Annotated in this window: 17 protein-coding genes; 8 read left to right on the top strand and 9 right to left on the bottom strand. The window is 69.9% G+C overall.

What is annotated here, in order from left to right:
- Positions 1 to 13: 13 nt before the first annotated feature.
- A complete protein-coding gene (locus tag ACFQU3_RS21125; protein ID WP_385913463.1) occupies positions 14 to 1,018 on the bottom strand; it encodes a Gfo/Idh/MocA family oxidoreductase in 1,005 nt (334 codons plus the stop codon).
- Between the two features lie 542 nt (positions 1,019 to 1,560).
- Here ACFQU3_RS21125 and ACFQU3_RS21120 point away from each other — a divergent pair.
- The 6 genes from ACFQU3_RS21120 (at position 1,561) to ACFQU3_RS21095 (ending at position 6,821) form a co-directional block, all read left to right on the top strand.
- Positions 1,561 to 2,565 (top strand): substrate-binding domain-containing protein, encoded by a 1,005-nt coding sequence (locus ACFQU3_RS21120; protein ID WP_385913461.1) that lies wholly within the window; start codon positions 1,561 to 1,563, stop codon positions 2,563 to 2,565.
- A 78-nt stretch (positions 2,566 to 2,643) separates the two neighbouring features.
- On the top strand, positions 2,644 to 3,705 hold the full coding sequence (locus ACFQU3_RS21115) for an ABC transporter permease (protein ID WP_385913459.1): 1,062 nt from the start codon (positions 2,644 to 2,646) through the stop codon (positions 3,703 to 3,705).
- Position 3,706: 1 nt separating this feature from the next.
- A complete protein-coding gene (locus ACFQU3_RS21110) occupies positions 3,707 to 4,522 on the top strand; it encodes an ATP-binding cassette domain-containing protein (RefSeq protein ID WP_385913457.1) in 816 nt (271 codons plus the stop codon).
- A 13-nt stretch (positions 4,523 to 4,535) separates the two neighbouring features.
- Positions 4,536 to 4,949: a universal stress protein gene (locus ACFQU3_RS21105; RefSeq protein ID WP_385913455.1), complete on the top strand. Its 414-nt coding sequence runs from the start codon at positions 4,536 to 4,538 to the stop codon at positions 4,947 to 4,949.
- A gap of 65 nt (positions 4,950 to 5,014) precedes the next feature.
- The gene (locus ACFQU3_RS21100) at positions 5,015 to 5,755 is read left to right on the top strand and encodes a GntR family transcriptional regulator (protein WP_385913453.1); all 741 of its coding nucleotides are present in this window, start codon (positions 5,015 to 5,017) and stop codon (positions 5,753 to 5,755) included.
- Positions 5,756 to 5,795: 40 nt separating this feature from the next.
- Positions 5,796 to 6,821, top strand: a complete 1,026-nt coding sequence (locus ACFQU3_RS21095; RefSeq protein ID WP_385913451.1) for a Gfo/Idh/MocA family protein — start codon at positions 5,796 to 5,798, stop codon at positions 6,819 to 6,821.
- Between the two features lie 57 nt (positions 6,822 to 6,878).
- Here ACFQU3_RS21095 and serS read toward each other — a convergent pair whose 3' ends face one another.
- The 4 genes from serS to ACFQU3_RS21075 all read right to left on the bottom strand — a co-directional run bounded on the left by serS (position 6,879) and on the right by ACFQU3_RS21075 (position 11,694).
- Complete coding sequence (gene serS / locus ACFQU3_RS21090) at positions 6,879 to 8,204, bottom strand: serine--tRNA ligase (protein WP_385913449.1); 1,326 nt, start codon at positions 8,202 to 8,204, stop codon at positions 6,879 to 6,881.
- Between the two features lie 124 nt (positions 8,205 to 8,328).
- Positions 8,329 to 9,174, bottom strand: coding sequence for an ABC transporter permease (locus ACFQU3_RS21085; RefSeq protein WP_385913447.1), 846 nt, complete (start codon positions 9,172 to 9,174; stop codon positions 8,329 to 8,331).
- Positions 9,171 to 10,070 (bottom strand): ABC transporter ATP-binding protein, encoded by a 900-nt coding sequence (locus ACFQU3_RS21080; RefSeq protein ID WP_385913445.1) that lies wholly within the window; start codon positions 10,068 to 10,070, stop codon positions 9,171 to 9,173. Before ACFQU3_RS21080 ends, ACFQU3_RS21085 begins: the two co-directional genes overlap by 4 nt.
- Positions 10,071 to 10,188: 118 nt before the next feature.
- Complete coding sequence (locus tag ACFQU3_RS21075) at positions 10,189 to 11,694, bottom strand: MFS transporter (protein ID WP_385913443.1); 1,506 nt, start codon at positions 11,692 to 11,694, stop codon at positions 10,189 to 10,191.
- Positions 11,695 to 11,782: 88 nt separating this feature from the next.
- Between ACFQU3_RS21075 and ACFQU3_RS21070 the strand changes: the two genes are divergently transcribed.
- On the top strand, positions 11,783 to 12,181 hold the full coding sequence (locus ACFQU3_RS21070) for a MarR family winged helix-turn-helix transcriptional regulator (RefSeq protein WP_385913441.1): 399 nt from the start codon (positions 11,783 to 11,785) through the stop codon (positions 12,179 to 12,181).
- A 152-nt stretch (positions 12,182 to 12,333) separates the two neighbouring features.
- Positions 12,334 to 13,992, top strand: coding sequence for an ABC-F family ATP-binding cassette domain-containing protein (locus tag ACFQU3_RS21065; protein ID WP_385913439.1), 1,659 nt, complete (start codon positions 12,334 to 12,336; stop codon positions 13,990 to 13,992).
- Positions 13,993 to 14,059: 67 nt separating this feature from the next.
- Here ACFQU3_RS21065 and ACFQU3_RS21060 read toward each other — a convergent pair whose 3' ends face one another.
- The 4 genes from ACFQU3_RS21060 to ACFQU3_RS21045 all read right to left on the bottom strand — a co-directional run bounded on the left by ACFQU3_RS21060 (position 14,060) and on the right by ACFQU3_RS21045 (position 18,629).
- Entirely contained in the window at positions 14,060 to 15,463 is a 1,404-nt protein-coding gene (locus tag ACFQU3_RS21060; RefSeq protein WP_385913437.1) for a right-handed parallel beta-helix repeat-containing protein, read from the bottom strand.
- A 70-nt stretch (positions 15,464 to 15,533) separates the two neighbouring features.
- Positions 15,534 to 16,370, bottom strand: a complete 837-nt coding sequence (locus ACFQU3_RS21055) for a carbohydrate ABC transporter permease (protein WP_385913435.1) — start codon at positions 16,368 to 16,370, stop codon at positions 15,534 to 15,536.
- Positions 16,367 to 17,293, bottom strand: a complete 927-nt coding sequence (locus tag ACFQU3_RS21050) for a carbohydrate ABC transporter permease (protein WP_385913433.1) — start codon at positions 17,291 to 17,293, stop codon at positions 16,367 to 16,369. Before ACFQU3_RS21050 ends, ACFQU3_RS21055 begins: the two co-directional genes overlap by 4 nt.
- Before the next feature lie 7 nt (positions 17,294 to 17,300).
- Entirely contained in the window at positions 17,301 to 18,629 is a 1,329-nt protein-coding gene (locus tag ACFQU3_RS21045) for an ABC transporter substrate-binding protein (RefSeq protein WP_385913431.1), read from the bottom strand.
- Positions 18,630 to 18,768: the final 139 nt, after the last annotated feature.

Genomic DNA, 18,768 nt, shown 5'->3' with positions numbered 1-18,768 from the left:
TTCACCAGGTCCTTCACAGGCTCGGGATCTCGTCGAGCAGGACGGGGCGTCCCTCGTGCCGCGACAGCTCGCACGCCTCGGCGACCCGGAAGGCCTGGAGGGCGTCGTCGGCGGTGCAGGGCGGGGCGAGGACCCCGCGCGCCACGGCGGCGAAGGCGGTCAGCTCGGCGCGGTAGGCCGGCAGGAAGCGCTCCATGAACGACCAGTGGCGCGGGCCGGACGGGTACGTGGCGCCCGGCTCGGCCGAGGTGACGGCGAGCGAGTCGTCGTAGCCGACCCCGATCGTCCCCTCGCTGCCGAGCACCTCCATGCGCACGTCGTGGCCGGCGCCGTTGTAGCGCGTCGCGGAGAGCGACACGAGGGTTCCGTCGTCGAGGGTGAGGACGGCCGCGGCCGTGTCGACGTCACCGGCCTCGGCGAAGAACCCGGCCCCCTTGTTGGCGCCCGTCGCGTAGACGGCGGCGACCTCGCGGCCGGTGACGAACCGGATGATGTCGAAGTCGTGGATCGAGCAGTCGCGGAAGAGTCCGCCGCTCGTCGGGATGTACGAGGCGTGCGGCGGAGCCTGGTCGTGCGTCTGGGCGCGGATGCTGTGCACGAAGCCGAGCTCGCCGGCGGTGACGGCGTGCTGCGCGCGCTGGTAGCCGCGGTCGAAGCGCCGCTGGAACCCGACGTGGACCGGGGTACTGCTCTGCGACACGAGCTTGGCGAGGTCCATCGTCTCCTCGAGCGTGCCTGCGATGGGCTTCTCGCAGAAGGTGGGCACGCCGGCCTCCAGGCCGAGCCGCAGCATCGGGGCGTGGCCCGGGGTCGCCGTGGCGATGACGAAGCCGTCGACGCCCTGGGCGAGCAGCTCGGCCGGCGACGCGGCGAAGCCGACCCCGAGACGCTCGGCCACCGCTTCCGCGGCTGCGGCGTCGAGGTCGGCGACGACGACCTCGTCGACGTCGGTCAGGTCGCGGAGGGTCTCGGCGTGGAAGGCCCCGATGCGGCCGACTCCGGCCAGTCCGATGCGCATTGCACACTCCCTTGGGTGGTGTCGTGGGCGGTGAGCTGCTGGGTGCTCGTCGCCCGTGGTTCAGCCGCGCGGCGCTTCGACGTCGCTGCCCTGTCGACAACGATGGTCCTGCCGCGTCCGCACGGTGTCAAGCAAATGTTAGAACATTATGATGTTTGCTCAATCTCTTGACATGATGCGTTGACGAGGAGCATTCTGCCATTCGCTGGCACCGACGCCGGGACCCGCGGACACCGACATCGAGGTCCGCCGACGCCGGAGCCGGCACGAGAGACGCCGGTCACCAGCTCGCCGTCCCTCGTCGTGGTCCTGATGCCCGGGCGAAGACCTCGCCCCACCGTCCCGCAAGCTGCTCCACCCGCGGGACCAACCAGATCTCCAGAGACGTGCCCGCGTGCCCCCGGCTGCCCTGCGACGACGTCGTCGCCGGACCTCCGGCGACGCGGCCCAGCCGCAACCCCCTCGACCGACGGACCAACCGTCACAGAACGTCGCGCCACTCCGGCGACCGGGCGACCGCGACGCAACGAAAGGAATCAACGATGACTCCGACTCGGACTCGGAAGCAACTGACCGTCGTCGCCGGCCTGGCCACAGCCGCCGCACTCGCGCTGGCAGCGTGCAGCGGCGGCGGTGCACCCGCCGCGCAGCAGGCAGTAGCAGGCTCCGGCGGCGGCGCCGGCGACAACTCCGGCTACACCATCGCGATGATCACGCACGAGACCCCCGGTGACACCTTCTGGGACAAGATCAAGGCCGGTGCCAACCAGGCCGCGAAGAACAACGGCATCACCCTGAAGTACTCGAACGACCCGGACCCCGGCAAGCAGGCGACCCTCATCCAGAACGCGGTCGACTCGAAGGTCGACGGCATCGCCACGACGCTGGCCACGCCCGACGCCCTGGCCGGCGCGGTGAAGTCCGCCGACGACGCCGGGATCCCCGTCGTCGCCTTCAACTCCGGGATCGACCAGTACGCCCAGGTCGGCGCCAGCATGTACTTCGGGTCTGACGAGAACCTCGCCGGTGAGACCGCCGGCAAGCGCATCGCCGAGGCCGGCGGCAAGAAGGTGCTGTGCGTCATCCAGGCGGCCGGCTCGGTGGCCCTCGAGGCCCGCTGCGCCGGCGTCAAGAAGGGCGTCGCCGCCACGGAGAACATCCAGGTCAACGGCGCCGACGACCCCTCAGTGGTCTCCGCGCTGCAGGCCAAGCTCGCCCAGGACAAGTCGATCGACTACATCGTCACGCTCGGCGCGCCGATCGCGCTCGACGCCCTCAAGGCGATGGAGGCCGCCGGCAGCTCGGCGAAGCTCGTGACCTTCGACCTCAACGTCGACGCCGCCCAGGCGATCAAGGACAAGAAGATCGAGTTCTCGATCGACCAGCAGCCGTACGTGCAGGGCTACCTCGCCGTCCAGGCGCTGTACCTCAACAAGAAGAACGGCAACGACATCGGCGGCGGCAAGGCCGTCCTCACCGGCCCGTCGTTCGTCGACGCGTCGAACATCGACACCATCCTGCCGTTCGCGAAGAACAACACCCGCTGACCCGTCGAGGCGGCCGGCCCCCGGGCCGGCCGCCTCATCGTCTTCCACTGAACGCACGTCAACGGATCGGAGAGGTCCATGAGTCAAACCGTCACGTCGCCGCCCACGGCGCCGACCGAGGCATCCAACAGGGTCACGCTCGGCTGGTCGAACCGCCTGCTCGCACGGCCCGAGGTCGGAGCCCTCGTCGCGGCCGTCGTCATCTTCATCTTCTTCCTCGCCGTCGCCCCGGCGTTCCGCTCGCCCGCGTCGTTCTTCACGGTGCTCTACCAGAGCTCCACCATCGGCATCGTCGCCGTCGCCGTCGGCATGCTCATGATCGGCGGCGAGTTCGACCTGTCGGCCGGTGTCATCGTCACGACGGCGGGTCTCGTCAACGCGATGTTCTGCTACCAGCTCGGCATCAACCTCATCGTGGGCGCCGTGCTCTCCCTCGTCTTCAGCCTCGCCATCGGCTTCCTCAACGGCTACCTGGTGGTGAGGACCGGCATACCGAGCTTCCTCATAACCCTGGGCACGTTCTTCGTGCTGCAGGGCGCCAACCTCGGCGTGACCAAGCTCGTCACCGGTTCGGTGTCGACGCCGAACATCAACCAGATGGACGGCTACAAGGCGCTCGACGCGATCTTCGCCTCGAGCTTCAAGATCGGCAGCGTCACCGTCGAGGCCACCGTCCTGTGGTGGTTCCTCTTCGTCGCGCTGTCGGCCTGGATCCTCCAGCGCACCAGGATCGGCAACTGGATCTACGCGGTCGGGGGCAACGCGGACTCGGCCCGCGCCGTCGGTGTGCCGGTGCGCGGGGTGAAGATCGGCCTCTTCATGACCGTGTCGTTCCTCGGCTGGTTCATCGGCATGCACACCCTCTACAAGTTCGACACGCTGCAGGCCGGCAACGGCATCGGCAACGAGTTCCTCTACATCATCGCGGCGGTCGTGGGTGGCACCCTGCTCACCGGCGGCTTCGGCAACGCCATCGGGGTCGCCATCGGCGCCTTCATCTTCGGCATGACCAGCCTCTGCATCGTCTACGCAGGATGGGACCCGAACTGGTTCCGCGCCTTCCTCGGCGTCATGCTCCTGCTCGCCGTGATGGTCAACCTCTACGTCAAGAAGCTCTCGACCGCCCGAAAGGTGGGCTGACATGACTGACACCCTGGCCGAGCACGCGGACCCGGAGCTGCACTCGGGCGAGCCGCTCATCGACATGAAGAACGTCGGCAAGACCTACGGCGCGATCCGCGCGCTCAAGGGCATCAACCTGACGGTCCGCGCCGGCGAGGTGACCTGCGTCCTCGGCGACAACGGGGCCGGCAAGTCGACCCTCATCAAGATCATGGCCGGCCTGCACCCGCACAACGAGGGCACCATGAAGGTCGACGGCAAGGAGGTCTCCTTCTCCTCGCCGCGTGAGTCGCTCGACCACGGCATCGCGACCGTCTACCAGGACCTCGCGGTCGTCTCGCTCATGGAGGTGTGGCGCAACTTCTTCCTCGGCTCCGAGCTCGTCGGTGGGCGCGGCCCCTTCGCGAGCCTCAAGATCGCCGACATGAAGCGCATCGCCGACGAGGAGCTGCGCAAGATGGGCGTCGTCGTCAAGGACATCGACCAGCCCATCGGCACGCTCTCCGGCGGCCAGCGCCAGTGCGTGGCGATCGCGCGCGCCGTCTACTTCGGGGCCCGCGTGCTCATCCTCGACGAGCCGACGGCCGCGCTCGGCGTCAAGCAGTCGGGGGTCGTGCTCAAGTACACGGCGGCCGCGCGTGACGCCGGCCTCGGCGTCGTCTTCATCACGCACAACCCGCACCACGCGTACCTCGTCGGCAACCACTTCGTCATCCTCAAGCTCGGCCAGGCGGTGCTCGACCGGAAGCGTTCCGAGGTCGGGCTCGACGAGCTGACCAGGCAGATGGCCGGCGGGGACGAGCTCACCGAGCTCTCGCACGAGCTGCAGAAGTGAGCGGGGTGACCGCATGAGCGTCGTTGTCGCGCACCAGACCCGCAGCTCGGGCTCGTTGGCCCTCGAGGAGGCCGCCCGCCAGGCGTCCTTCCGGGGCACCGACCTCGTCGTCATCCACGTCGTCGACTCGCTCGACAACGACATCGCCGACGCCAACCGCGCCGGCATCTCCGACGCGGTCGAGAAGGCTCTCGGGACGGTGTCGCTGCCGGACGTGCCGTGGGACGTCCGGCTCGTGGCCGGGGGCCACGAGATCGGCGACGTGTCGGAGGCGATCCTCGGCGAGGTGAGTCGGATCGGGCCGGACCTGCTCGTCATCGGGGCGCGGCGCCGCTCGCCCGTCGGGAAGGCGTTCCTCGGCAGCGTCGCCCAGAACATCATCCTCGACGCGGAGGCCCCGGTGCTCGTGGTCAAGGGCCCGAGGTGATGACGCGAGCGTGTCATGACATGACCACATGCTCGCACGCTCGCACTTTGTCCTAGTCTGCCGACATGGCAAAGCCCGTTGACGTCCGCATCGACCGCGAGACGCCCGTCCCGCTGTACCACCAGCTGGCCGAGCAGCTCAGCGCAGCGATCGCCGGCGGTGAGCTCCAGCCGGGCGACGCCTTCGAGAACGAGGTCGCCATGGCGGACCGTCTCGGGCTCTCCCGCCCGACGGTCCGCCGGGCGATCCAGGAGCTCGTCGCGCAGGGCCTGCTGCTGCGGCGGCGCGGGCTCGGCACGACCGTCGCGGGCCGTCAGATCCACCGCCGGGCCGAGCTGACGAGCCTCTACGACGACCTGCGACGCGAGGGTGCCGGTGACCCGCGCACCGAGGTGCTGACGCACGAGCTGACGACCGACGAGGCTGCCGCGACCGCCCTCGGGCTGCCGGCCGAGACCCAGCTGCTCAAGCTCGTGCGGCTGCGCCTCGACGGTGACCGGCCCCTCGCGATCCTGCGCAACTGGCTCCCGCCGGCCTACTCCGACATCACCCGCACCGAGCTCGAGAACGACGGCCTGTACGCCCTCCTGCGCGCGCGGGGCGGCAAGCCGGTCGTCGCGCACCAGCGCATCGGCGCCCGCCAGCCGTCGACGTCCGAGCGCAAGCACCTCGGCCTCACCCCGTCCCAGCCGGTCCTCACGATGACGCGCACGGCCTTCGACGCCGTGGGCGGACCCGTCGAGTACGGCGACCATTGCTACCGCGCCCAGGACTACTCGATCGAGGTCATGCTCGACGAGCGGTGACCCGGCGGGCGCCACCGCCCTCGACCCGACAAGGTATGCCGTGTCCCCCGTCTCGCTCCCCGTCTCGCTCCCCGCCCCGCGCCGGCCCCCGGCCGACTCCGTGCCCAGCTTGCGCTGGGGCGTGCTCGGCACCGGCTGGATCGCGACGCGGTTCGTCGCCTCGCTCCAGGCGTCGACGACGCAACGGGTCGTCGCCGTCGGGTCGCGGACCGCCGAGTCGGCGCAGGCCTTCGCGGCCGTCAACCGCATCGAACGGGCGCACGGGAGTGCCGCAGCCCTCGTGGACGACCCGGACGTCGACGTCGTCTACGTCGCGACCCCGCACCACCTGCACCGCGACGGGGCCCTGCTCGCGGTCCGGGCCGGCAAGCACGTCCTCGTCGAGAAACCCATCGGCCTCGATGCGACTGAGGCGCAGGAGATCTCGTCCGCCGCAGCCACCGCCGGGGTCTTCTGCATGGAGGCGATGTGGTCGCTCTTCCTGCCCCGGTTCGACGTCGTCCGTCAGGTGCTGGATCTCGGGCTGCTCGGCGACGTGCGCACCGTCCTGGCCGACCACGGGGAGCGCTTCGACCCACCGCACCGGATCCTCGACCCGGCGATGGCCGGTGGGTCGCTGCTCGACCTCGGCACCTACGTGACGACCCTGGCGACGTGGGTGCTCGGCCCGGCGACGTCGGTCCACGCGACCGGCGAGATGACGCCCAGCGGCGTCAACGGCCAGGCCGCGATGGTGCTGACCCACGCCGGCCACGCGACGAGCGTGCTCCACACGACGCTGCTCGCGCGCACGCCGACGTCCGCCACGATCGCCGGCACGGCTGCCAGCCTGACCCTGCCCGGCCCGTTCTTCCAGCCGGGCGACGTCGTCGTCACGTCGGCCGACGGCTCACGCACGGTGGCGTGGACCGATCCGAAGCCGATCGGTCACGGCGCGCTCTTCCACTCGGCGCTCGAGGTCGCCCGGTGCGTGGGCGCCGGTGAGCTCACCTCACCCCTGCACCCACCCTCCGCCGTGCAGGCCAACATGCGCGCCCTCGACGAGGTCACCCGTCAGGTGACGTGACGCCGATTCGATGTATCTGCGCGTCGCCGGTGCCGCGCAGATACATCGAACGAGTCGTCAGGTGAGGGGCTTGAGGACGTCGAGGCCGAGGAAGGGGCGCAGGGCCTCGGGGACCACGACCGAGCCGTCGGCCTGCTGGTGGTTCTCGAGGATCGCGACGAGCCAGCGCGTCGTGCCGAGGGTGCCGTTGAGCGTCGCCACCGCCCGCGTGCCCGACCCGTTCGGGTCGCGCTCGCGCGTGTTCAGGCGCCGAGCCTGGAACGTCGTGCAGTTCGACGTCGACGTCAGCTCGCGGTACTTGCCCTGCGTCGGCACCCACGCCTCGCAGTCGAACTTGCGAGCAGCCGGGCCGCCGAGGTCACCCGCGGCGGTGTCGATGATGCGGTACGGCACCTCGATCTTCCCGAGCATCTCGCGCTCCCAGCCGAGCAGGCGCTGGTGCTCGGCCTCGGCGTCCTCGGGCCTGCAGTAGCTGAACATCTCGACCTTGTGGAACTGGTGCACCCGGATGATGCCGCGGGTGTCCTTGCCGTGCGACCCTGCCTCGCGGCGGTAGCAGGCCGACCATCCGGCATACCTCTTGGGGCCGCTCGTGAGGTCGATGATCTCGTCGGCGTGGTAGCCGGCGAGGGCGACCTCCGACGTGCCGGTGAGGTAGAGGTCGTCGGCGGCGAGGTGGTAGACCTCCTCGGCGTGCGCGTCCATGAAGCCGGCTCCGACCATGACCTCGGGCCGCGCGAGCGTCGGCGTGATCATCGGCGTGAACCCCGCCGCGGTCGCCTGCGCCATCGCCATGTTGAGCAGCGCGAGCTCGAGCAGGGCGCCGACCCCGGTCAGGTAGTAGAAGCGCGCACCGCCGACCTTGGCGCCGCGCTCCATGTCGATGGCCCCGAGCTTCTCGCCGAGCGCGAGGTGGTCGAGCGGCTGGAAGCCCTCGGCCGCGAAGTCCCTTGGGGCACCGACCTTCTCGAGCACGACGTAGTCGTCCTCACCACCCGTGGGCACGCCGTCGATGATGACGTTGCCGACACGGCGCAGCAGCGTCTCGAGCTCGGCCCCGGCCTCGGCAGCGGTCGACTCGAGCGCCTTGACCTGGTCACTCAGCGTCGCGGCCCTCGAGCGCGCGACGTGCGCGGCCTGCTCGAGCTGGTCGGCGTCGGCGGCACCGGCCTTCTTCGCCTTCTGGAAGGCGCCCATCGCGGCACCGACCGACTTGCTGACGGTCTTCTGCTCGGCACGAAGCGCCTCGAACTCACCGAGGGACGATCGACGGCGCTCGTCGGCGGCGAGGATCGCGTCCACGATCCCCGGGTCCTCTCCACGGGCCTGTTGCGAGGCGCGGACCCGGTCGGGTTCGTCGCGCACGAGCTTGATGTCGATCACGCGGGCCAGCCTATCGGCGCCCCGATGCCACTCACGACCGACTTCCCCGCACCCCCTGACGTGGCAGAGGTATGCCGTGTGCCCCCGTCAGGCACACGGCATACCTCGTGTTGGTGGTGAGGTGCTACTTCACCTCGGCGCGGGTCAGGCGCCAGATGCCGACGGCGAGCGGCGCGATGACCCACAGGCCGACCGAGGTGCCGAGGTGCGCCCACTGCGCGCCGGTCAGCGACCCTTCGAACAACGGCTGCATCGTCTGGTTCATGTCGAGCCAGGTGGCAGCGTCGCGCAGCCACGAGACCATCGAGGCGAGGATCGACCAGGCGGTCGGCAGGACGAAGAAGACGACGACCGCGGCCGGCGTGTTCTTGAAGAGCATGCCGAAGCCGACGCCCTGGGCGATGCCGAGCAGCACGTAGCCACCGGCTCCGAGGAGCACGAGTGCGTCGATCGACCAGTCGCCCGTGATGCCGCGGAAGGTGATGGCCGACTGGTGCGCGATGCCGGCGAGGACGAGCGAGAGCGCGAAGGCGCAGACCCCGACGAAGAGCGCAGCGAGCGTCTTGGCCCAGGCGACCCGGATCCGCCGCGGCTCGAGACCGAAGGTGACCAGTCCGGTGCGCTGGCTCCACTCCGCCGTGACGGCGAGGATGCCGACGACGGGAAGGATGAGGGCCATCGGCATGGTCGTGGCCTGGAGGTACTCGCCGAACGCGTGCTCGCCGCCCTCGTTGAAGAACATGATCGTCAGCGCGACCGCGATGATCGCGCCGATGCCGATGAGCAGCCAGCGGCCGGCCCTGGTGTCGAGCATCTTGCGCAGCTCGACGTGGATGAGGCGGCCGAACGGTACGCCGGTCGTGGGGCGCGGACCCACGATGCGCGACGGCACCTTGGCCACGGCCGGCAGGGCGGACTCCGCCGTCGGGGACACCTGTGTGGCAACGGGACTCGTGGTCGTGGCGGTCATGCCGCCACCTCCTCTCGTGCAGCGTCGGCGGTGAGGTCGAGGAACATCTCCTCGAGACCCCGGCTGCCGCCACCGCGAAGCTCGGTCAGGACGATCTGGTGGGCCGCGGCCACCCGGCCGACGGCGATGGGCTCGGCGTCGACCTGCAGTCCGCCGGTCGGCGTGCGGTGGGCGACGACCGACTCGGCGGCGAGGGCCGCCAGGAGGGCGTCGTCGTCGGTCGAGCGGGTGTACGTGCCGGCTCCGGCGAGCAGCTCGTCCTTCGTGCCCTCGGCGACGATCCTGCCGTGCCCGATGACGATGATCTCGTCGGCGACGCGCTCGATCTCGTTGAGCAGGTGCGAGCTGAGCAGCACCGTGCCTCCCTCGTTCGCGTAGCCGCGCAGCAGGTCGCGCATCCAGCGGATGCCGGCCGGGTCGAGGCCGTTGGCCGGCTCGTCGAGGATGAGCACCTCGGGGTCGCCGAGGAGGGCGTGGGCGATGCCGAGGCGCTGGCGCATGCCGAGGGAGTAGTTGCGGACCCGGCGGTTCGCCTCCTTGTCGGTGAGGCCCACGAGCTCGACCATCTCGTCGACGCGGTGCTTGCCGACGCCCATGAGGAGCGCGCCGAGCGTCAGCACCTCACGTCCGGTGCGGCCGGCGTGCTGCGCCGAGGCGTCGAGCAGCAGACCCACGTGGCGTCCCGGGTTCGGCAGGGCGGCATACGGCTTGCCGAGCACTGTGGCCCGCCCCGAGCTCGCGGGGGTGAGGCCGGCCATGACGCGCATCGCGGTCGTCTTGCCGGCACCGTTCGGCCCGAGGAAGCCGGTGACCAGACCCGGCTTGACCTCGAACGAGACGTCGTCGACGGCCGTGAAGGGGCCGTAGCGCTTGGTGAGTCGTTCCACTGTGATCATGGGCTCTACCTTCCCGGTGCGCGGGTGGCCGCTGCCATGGGGTGCAGTCCTGACTCGACCCTGAGCCGACCCCGAGAGCGTGCGTGACGCGACCCTGAGAGCACCGCATCGGGGGCGGTCAGTCGAGGGCGAGGCGAGGACGGCGGCCGCGGTAGAGCATGAGCGCCGAGACGAGGACGCCGACAACCGTCAGGCCGACGATGACCTGCAAGCCGGCGTGCAGACCGACGAGCGCCCCGGCCGCTCCCGTTGCTCCGGGCTCCCCGGCGTGGCTGCCCAGGACCGCGGTCACGAGGGCCATCATGATCGCGCCGCCGACCTGCACGGACGTGTTGACCAGACCGCTGGCCAGGCCCTGCTCGTCGTCGGCGACGCCGGCGGTCGCCTGGGCGTTGATCGACGGGAACGCGATGGCGAAGCCGACACCGAGGAGCAGCATCGTGGGCAGGAGGACGGCGGCGTACGACAGGTCGAGGCCCACGCGGAAGAAGAGGACGTACGCCGCGAAGAACGCGGTGAGCCCCGTCGCGATGAGCACCTCCGTGCGGACGACCGCGAGGAGCTTGTCGACGTGGAGCGAGCTGGCTGCGACGAGGACGCCGGCGGGCAGGAACGCGAGCGCCATCGACAGCGGCGACCAGCCGAGCGTGTCCTGCAGGAAGAGCGTCACGAGGAACTGGAACGCCGCGTAGCAGCCGAACATGACGGCCCCGGCGACGTTCGCGTGGACGAGCGACGGCGAGCGGAGGATGCCCAGACGCACGAGCGGCGCGGGGTGGCGCAGCTCGGTGAGGACGAAGGCCACCAGCAGGCCGAGGGCGACGGCTGCCGATCCCAGCGTCGTCGCACTGGCCCATCCCCGCCCGGGCGCCTCCACGACGGTGAAGACGGTGAGCAGCAGGGCGCCGGTCACCGTGACCGCGCCGAGGAGGTCGAAGTCGCGCAACCGGAAGGACGGCACGGCGGCACGCGGGACCACGCGCCACGCGACGGCTGCGATCGCGAGGGCCACCGGACCGGGCAGCAGGAACGTCGCCCTCCAGCCGAGCTCCGTGAGCACTCCGCCGAAGACCAGCCCCAGCGAGAACCCGCTCGCGCCGGAGACGGTGTAGATCGACAGCGCGCGGTTGCGGGCGGGCCCCTCGGCGAACGTCGTCGTGATGATCGATAGCCCCGCTGGCACCGTGAAGGCGGCGGCCACGCCCTTGACGAAGCGCAGGGCGATGATCGCGAGGTCGTTGCTGAGCACGGCCGTGACGACCGACGCGACGCCGAAGACGAGCACCGCCGCCAGGAAGACCCTCCGCCGACCGAGCAGGTCGGACGCCCTGCCGCCGAGCAGGAGCAGGCCCCCATAGCCCAGGACATAGCCGCTGACGATCCACTGGAGCGCCGTCGGGTCCATCCCGAGGTCGGCCCCGATGGAGGGGAGCGCGACACCGACCATCGAGATGTCGAGCGCGTCGAGGAAGAGCGCGCCGCAGAGGACGAGGAGCAGGGCCCACGTGCGACCGGTCCAGCCACGGGCCTCGCTGATGAGCGGGTGGTTGCCCGCGTGGGTGGTGGCAGTGGTGGTCGTGACAGCGGTGTCCGGACGTCGAGAGGTCTCGAGCTTGGAGGTCATGCCGACCACTATGCATGCGTATGCATTGAATGCACAAGCACATTTTGCAGAAACATCTTATGCATGTGCTTGTGATAGGATCCGGGGCATGGCCCGGCCCACCGATGACGCCCTCGCCGCGGCCTGGCACGACCTCATGGGTCGCTACCAGCGCCTGACGTGCACGCTCGACCGCGAGCTGGGAAATGCCCACGACCTCAGCGCGAGCGAGTTCGAGGTGCTCCAGCAGCTCTACTCGACTCCCGAGGGCAAGCTCAAGATGGCTCACCTCGGCGAGCGCGCCCACCTCAGCCAGAGCGCGCTCTCCCGCCTCGTCTCCCGCCTCGATGCCGCCGGCCTGGTCACACGCGCCGCGTGCGCGGACGACCGCCGCTCCGTCTTCGCCGAGATCACGAAGGCGGGTCGCACCCGCTACGAGGAGGCGAAGCCGACGCAGCGGCGGATCCTGCGCGAGGGCGCGTCCGACTGTCCGGCCATCCTCGCCTGAGCGAGCCCACCCCCGGCGAAACCCGGTGGACGGGCCCGTGGCCCACGGCATACGGTCTCGTCTCGTGTGGATCTCCTGATGCCCTCGTGCCAGCCCGCCGGCCCGACGCCTGACGTCGCCCGCGGTGCCCTGCCCACCATCAAGGACCCCGGATGCCATCCACCCTCACCATCACCGACCTCGCTGTCGCCTTCGGTGCGCGCACCCTTTTCACGGGTCTGGACCTCACGCTCTCCGACGGGGACGTGACGGCCGTCGTCGGGCCGAACGGCTCGGGCAAGTCGACCCTCATGCGCACGATCGTCGGCGAGCTGCCCGTCGACGCGGGCTCCGTCCGCCTGACGCCGCGTGACGCGACGGTTGCGTGGCTGCCCCAACTGCTGCCCGACCCCGAGGAGACCCTGCTCGCGTACGCGCGTCGCCGCACCGGCGTCACCTCGGCAGACACCGAGCTCGAATGCGCCTCTGCTGCAATCGCTTCCGGGATGCCGGAGAGCGAGGAGCGTTATGCCACCGCCCTCGAGCGCTGGCTGGCCCTCGGCGCGGCAGACCTCGACGAGCGACTGCCCGAGGTCGCGGCGCGCGTCGGTCTCGATGTCGACGGAACCCGACCGCTCGGCACCCTCTCGGGTGGCCAGGCGGCAAGGGCCTGCCTCGTCGCCGTGCTGCTCAGCCAGTACGACGTGCTGCTCCTCGACGAGCCGACGAACAACCTCGACAGCCGCGGGCTCGACCTCATGGCCGACTTCGTACGCGGACACGACGGTCCGGTGCTCATCGCCAGCCACGACCGCACCTTCCTCGACGCCGTGACGACGAGCGTCGTCGAGCTCGACGTGAGGCAGCAGCGGATCGCCCACTACACGGGCGGCTGGAGCGACTACGTCGTTCAGCGTGAGCTCGCCCGCACCCACGCGTGGGAGGCGTACGAGGGGTATGCCGCCGAGCGCGACTCGCTGCTCGCCCAGGCTCGGCAGCGCCACGACTGGGCCGACAAGGGGCGCCGCAACATCGCCCTGGGTGGCGAGCCGGACAAGCACATCCGCGAGAAGCACCGGGCTCGGGCGGACCGCCAGGCCGCCAAGGGGGCCCGCCTCGCGCGGGCAGCTGGGCGCCTCGACGCGGTCGACCAGCCCCGCAAGGAGTGGCAGCTGCGGTACACGATCACCGAGGGCCCGCCCTCGGCGGACGTCGTCGCGACGCTTGCCGACGCCGTCGTCGAGCGGCACGGCTTCCGGCTCGGGCCGGTCGGTCTCGTCGTCGGTCGCGGGGACCGCGTCGCCATCGTCGGCGACAACGGCAGCGGCAAGACGACGCTGCTCGCGGCGCTGCTCGGTGACCTGCCGCTCACGTCCGGCCGGCAGTCGCTCGGCACCCGCGTCTCGGTCGGCGTCATCGACCAGAGGAGGCAGCTGCTCGAGGAGGACGTGAGGGTCCTCGACGTCGTGCGCCGCGAGCTGGGCCACGACCCGAAGACCGGCCAGCAGTGGCCGATCGCCGCCGTGCGCACCCTCCTCGCGAAGTTCGGCCTGGGCGCCGAGCACGTGTCACGGCCGGCGCGCAGCCTCTCGATGGGCGAGCGCACCCGCGCGCTCATGGCCCTCTTCCAGGGCCGCGAGGTCAACGTCCTCGTGCTCGACGAGCCGACCAACCACCTCGACGTCGACGCGATCGAGCAGCTCGAGGCTGCCGTGGCGGCCTTCGGTGGGACGGTGCTCGTCGTCAGCCACGACGAGCACCTGCTCGACGGCATACGCCTGACCCACCGCTGGCACGTCGTCGACGGCCGCGTCGAGGTCGCGGTGCTGTGACCCCGCGGGGTCGAGGTGTCCCTTCGCGCCCGGATGCGACGGAACACCTCGACCGGACCGGGGGCGCCTAGAAACCAACCGTGGGTGTGGCCCTGAAGGCGTTGACAGCCCTGTCTACGACAACCTCGGTATCACTTCCGGAGTCCAGGATCGTATTCCGAGCCGATTCGGGGTCGACCATGACGGTCGTGACAATGAGGCTGTCCGTAGCCTGAGTCGTCAACAGAGCGTCCACTTGGGCCGAGAAGCACGAGTCACTTGACGTGGATCGCACGTCCAGCGCCACGACGTGGTTGTTGGACACAAAATTGCCGCCCCCCGTCACCAGCCGGATGATGACGGGCGTGGCGCCCGTCGGCCGGACCCCTCGTGAGTCGATGACCTGTGAGAAGTGGTTGCCGACGACAGAGTTGTTGCTGCCGCTGACAGAGAGAAGTCCCTCGAGGTCATCCACTCCGTTGTCGACTCCCAGAAAGGGCGTCCACGGCTCGTTGTCGCGCAAGAAGTGATTGGTGGCAACAAGGTTCTCTGAGCTGTTCGCTTCGAGGATGAGCATCCCGGGGTAGAAGGAATGCAGACGGTTGTTCGTGACGCTTGAGCGCGTGACGCCCCGCAGATGGACGCTGCTCGCCCCACGAGGAAAGACGTTGTTCGCGGTGACCAGGAGCCCGCCATGGTTCTCGGCATAGATCGAGTGACCTCGGAAGCCCGCTCCGACCAGGTTGTCCGTGATCTTGCATGCCTGGCCCCACCCGCGCAGCTCTACACAGCTACCGCATTCAGCGATGAAGTTGTCATGGACCGAAAGAGCGTCCGCGTTGTAGACCGTGAGGGCGTTCTCGAGGTAGACGAAACCCATACCCGTCACCCGGAACGAGTCGTTCGAGCTCGCGACGTAGATGCCGGTCTTGCCGTTGATGTACGTGTTCTCCCGGTGCGTCGCTGAACCATCGGGCTCGAAGTGCATCCCGTCGATGCAGAAGTTGGAGAACTCGACCGCGCTGATCCGCGGGCTGCCCCCGCGTTCGACGCGGAAGGCCGCCGTGCACTCCTCCTCGGCTCCATTGACGGGTGTGTCGACCAGGATGCGACTCCCGCCGGGCCACAGCTCATGCAGGTCCGGCCATTCCTCCTCGGGAAGGTTGAACCGGATGCTCGTCGACGCAAAACCGTGTCCCGAGCCAGCGATCTTGAGATAGCTGATGTCGACCAGCACCTGCGTGCGCAGGTGGTAGTCGCCAGGCGGGATGTAGATCACCGCACCGGGCTTTCCGCCACTGTTGGCGTCGGTGACCTTCTGCCGGTCCTTGATGTCGGCGATGATGCTGTTGATCACTGCACCGACGTCCTCAGACGGGTCGCCTACGGGCCACGTCGTGACGTCGTAGTAGTTCTTGCCTGACTGAGGCGCCGTCGCGCGGCTGTGGTCGGGGGCGGCAGAGCTCTCCCTGGCCGCGGAATCAGTGGGCATGTCTTCTCTCCGTGAATGGGTTCGTTCGTGCGCGCAGCGCTCCGGCGTGAGCGGGCGCTTCCGCGACTGCTCAGCCCTTGACTGCGCCCAGGGTCAGGCCGGCGACGATGCGGCGCTGGAGGAACAGCGTCAGGACGACGACGGGCACCGAGTAGAGGCAGGCCAGCGCGGTCATCGGGCCCCACTGGAGCCCGAACTGCGTCTGGAAGTTGGCGATGACGATCGGCGTCGTCTGGCCACGGGTCGCGGTGAGCAGGAGGGCGAAGAGGAACTCGTTCCACGAGGCGAGGAAGGCGAAGATCGCCGTCACCGCGACGCCGCCGGACACGACCGGCATGATGACCGACCAGAGGGCGCGGAGCCGACCGCAGCCGTCGACGCGGGCGGCCTCCTCGAGCTCGGCGGGCACCGCCTCGAAGAAGCTGCACAGCAGCCAGATCGAGAGCGGCAGAGAGATCGTCGCGTGGGCGAGCCCCAGGCCGGTCGGTGTGTCGCGCAGCCCGAGGGCGCTCGTCATCGTGACGAGCGGGATGCCGATCGCGACGGGCGGCACCATGCGCGTCACGAGCGTGGCCGACATGAAGACCCGCCCGGCGCGGCTCGCGAACCGCGTGATGCCGTAGGCCGCCGGCACCCCGAGGCCGATCGACAGCGCCGTGCTGATGAGGGCGGTGCTCAGGGAGTTGACGAACGACGCGACGACGCCGGGCGCCTGCAGCGCGGCGGTGTAGTTCTCCAGGCTCCATGTGCGGGGCAGGACCGCGGGTGGGATGGCGATGGCGTCCGACGGCGTCTTGAACGACGTGAGCACGAGGTAGACGAACGGGAAGCCGAAGAGTGCCACGACGACCACGAGGGTCGCCCAGAGTGCCACGACGGTCGAGCGCTTCTGGCCGACGTTCCTCATCGGCGCTCACCTCCAGGGCTCCAGATGGTGCGCGTCGCGACGACGGCCACGGCGAGCAGGACGACGAGGTAGACGATGCTCATGGCCGCGGCCCGGCCGGGCTCACCGAAGCGGACCATGGTCTGGTAGATGAGCAGGCTCAGGGTCTGCGACGCCGACTGCGGGCCACCGCCGGTCTGGATGAGGATGACGTCGAAGGCTCGGGCCGCGTCCACGCCGCGCACGATGAGCGCCACCGCGATGACCGGGCGCAGCATCGGCAGGATGACGCGCACGAGCATCGTGCGGGCTCCCGCCCCGTCGAGGCGGGCCGCCTCGAGCACGTCACCCGGGATGTTCTGCAGACCGGCGAAGAGCACGAGCGTCATGAACGAGGTCGTGAGCCAGATGTCGGGGATCGCCACCGAGAAGAGCACGATGTCGGGGTCGCTGAGCCAGCCGATCGCATTGGGGTCACTGAGGATCCCGACCTGCGCGAGCAGCTGCCCGACGATGCCGAAGTTGTCGATGAGCAGGAACCGCCACAGCAGTCCTGCCACGACCGGCGCGATCATGAGCGGGTAGAGGAAGATCGTGCGGAACACGCGCGAGCGCTGGCCGAGGGCGTTGAAGAGCAGGGCCGTGGCGAGCCCGAGCACGAACTCGCACGTCACGACGAACACCGTGTAGACGACCGTGCGCCAAGCCGCCGCGCGGAAGTCGGCGGCACCGAGGACGTCGGCGAAGTTGCCGAGCCCGACGAACTCGCTCGTGCCGGCGAGCGGCTGCGTGTCGAAGAGGCTGTCCCAGCCGAGCTTCACGACGGGCCAGGCGACGAAAGCCGAGAGGAACAGAGCCGCCGGCACCATGAGGAGCAGGGCGAAGCGTCGGTCGCTCACGGGTCGACGCAGGCGGGGTGCGGGCGATGGTGCCGGCGCGCTCATGGTCATCTCACGACACCAGCGACTCGACCTGGCCCTTGGCCGCTGCGAGCAGCTGGGCGTAGTCGGCACCCGGCTCGAGCGACTTCTGCAGCATGGGCACGAGCACGGTGTCGACGATCTGCTGCCACTTCGGCGTGGCCGGGCGCGCCTTGGTCGCGGGGCCGTCGAGGGTGGCGGTCAGGGCGGCGAAGTGCTCGTAGCCGGGCTTGCCGGCGTACTCGGCGAAGGCCGACTTGCGGGCGGCGAGGCCGAGCGACGACTTGATGCTCAGGGCGTTGTTGTCGTAGGCGAACTGGATGAACCTCGTTGCCTGCTCGGTCTTCGCGCCGGACTTGGGCACCGAGAGGTACCACGGGCCGGGCACGCCTCCGACGCCGGCGGCTCCGCCGATCATCGGGGCTGCACCGACGTTGCCGTGGACCGGTGAGTCGGTGGGGATGAGCGGGAAGGCGTGTGCCCAGAAGCGCATCATCGCCGTCTTGCCCTGGTTGAAGAGGTTCTGGGCGCCGCCCCAGTCGACCTGTGCAGCGCCGGGAGGGGCGACCTTCAGCGTGTTGTTGAGGTTGCTGTAGAAGGTCAGCGCCTGCAGGTGCTCCGGGCTGTCGATGATGACGGCGCCCGACTCGTCGAGGACGAGGCCCTTGGCGCCGGCCTGACCGACGTGGGCGAGCCACTCCGTCTCGACGGCGCCCTTGACGTCGGTGCCGTAGAGCGAGGTGCCGCGGGTGAAGAACGCCGCGGCGTCCTCGAACTGCTGCCAGGTCGTGGGCGGGGCGAGCGGGTAGCCGTACTTCTTCTCGAACGCCGCCTTCTCCTTGGCGTCCTCGAAGAGGTCCTTGCGGTAGAAGAGGATCTCGGCGTTGGTCCAGACCGGCATGCCGACGTAGGCGCCGTTGATCTGCGCGCCCGTCACGAGGGACTCGAAGAGGTCACCCTTGACGGCGTCGGTGAAGAGGGCGTCGAGCGGCGCGAGCGCTCCGGCGAACGTCGGCAGCCACACGGCGTCGAGCGCCGCCACGTCGAAGGAGACCGACCCGGCCGACAGCTCGGTCTGGAGCCGGTTGAAGAGCCCGTCGTAGGGCAGCTCGACGAGATCGACCTTCGTGCCGGTCTGCTGGGTGAACAGGGCCGCGACCTTCTCGAGCTCGGCCTTGCCACCCGCCTCGACGAGGACCGACAGCGAGCCGGACGAGCCGGTGCCGGCGGCGCCGGTGCTCGTGGGGGCGGGGCCGCCGGCTGCGCACGAGGCGAGCGCGGCCGTGGCCCCGGTGAGGCCGGCGAGCTGGAGGAAGGAGCGCCGGGACCAGCCGGGCGTCGCTGGCGAGAGCGGGTTCATGGTGCCTCCACGGGGGACTCGGGGGCACCGGACCGGGGTGCAACCACCTGCGGCTCCGGTGCCTGTTAACTCGTGTTAACGGGCCGTAGTTAACTCGTGTTATTGTCACGTGTCAACACTGAGATCCAGAACGTGGAAC

This window comes from Terrabacter sp. GCM10028922, from assembly GCF_042666095.1.
Lineage (GTDB): Bacteria > Actinomycetota > Actinomycetes > Actinomycetales > Dermatophilaceae > Terrabacter.
Note: the sequence above shows the minus strand (reverse complement) of the source record. Positions and strands in the feature narration are given on the sequence as shown.

Bases quoted from the DNA above. Each gene is read 5' to 3' on its own strand.
- ACFQU3_RS21125 (WP_385913463.1), bottom strand. From the start codon at position 1,018: ATGCGCATCGGACTGGCCGGAGTCGGCCGCATCGGGGCCTTCCACGCC.
- ACFQU3_RS21120 (WP_385913461.1), top strand. From the start codon at position 1,561: ATGACTCCGACTCGGACTCGGAAGCAACTGACCGTCGTCGCCGGCCTG.
- ACFQU3_RS21115 (WP_385913459.1), top strand. From the start codon at position 2,644: ATGAGTCAAACCGTCACGTCGCCGCCCACGGCGCCGACCGAGGCATCC.
- ACFQU3_RS21110 (WP_385913457.1), top strand. From the start codon at position 3,707: ATGACTGACACCCTGGCCGAGCACGCGGACCCGGAGCTGCACTCGGGC.
- ACFQU3_RS21105 (WP_385913455.1), top strand. From the start codon at position 4,536: ATGAGCGTCGTTGTCGCGCACCAGACCCGCAGCTCGGGCTCGTTGGCC.
- ACFQU3_RS21100 (WP_385913453.1), top strand. From the start codon at position 5,015: ATGGCAAAGCCCGTTGACGTCCGCATCGACCGCGAGACGCCCGTCCCG.
- ACFQU3_RS21085 (WP_385913447.1), bottom strand. From the start codon at position 9,174: ATGACCGCCACGACCACGAGTCCCGTTGCCACACAGGTGTCCCCGACG.
- ACFQU3_RS21080 (WP_385913445.1), bottom strand. From the start codon at position 10,070: ATGATCACAGTGGAACGACTCACCAAGCGCTACGGCCCCTTCACGGCC.
- ACFQU3_RS21075 (WP_385913443.1), bottom strand. From the start codon at position 11,694: ATGACCTCCAAGCTCGAGACCTCTCGACGTCCGGACACCGCTGTCACG.
- ACFQU3_RS21070 (WP_385913441.1), top strand. From the start codon at position 11,783: ATGGCCCGGCCCACCGATGACGCCCTCGCCGCGGCCTGGCACGACCTC.
- ACFQU3_RS21065 (WP_385913439.1), top strand. From the start codon at position 12,334: ATGCCATCCACCCTCACCATCACCGACCTCGCTGTCGCCTTCGGTGCG.
- ACFQU3_RS21060 (WP_385913437.1), bottom strand. From the start codon at position 15,463: ATGCCCACTGATTCCGCGGCCAGGGAGAGCTCTGCCGCCCCCGACCAC.
- ACFQU3_RS21055 (WP_385913435.1), bottom strand. From the start codon at position 16,370: ATGAGGAACGTCGGCCAGAAGCGCTCGACCGTCGTGGCACTCTGGGCG.
- ACFQU3_RS21050 (WP_385913433.1), bottom strand. From the start codon at position 17,293: ATGAGCGCGCCGGCACCATCGCCCGCACCCCGCCTGCGTCGACCCGTG.
- ACFQU3_RS21045 (WP_385913431.1), bottom strand. From the start codon at position 18,629: ATGAACCCGCTCTCGCCAGCGACGCCCGGCTGGTCCCGGCGCTCCTTC.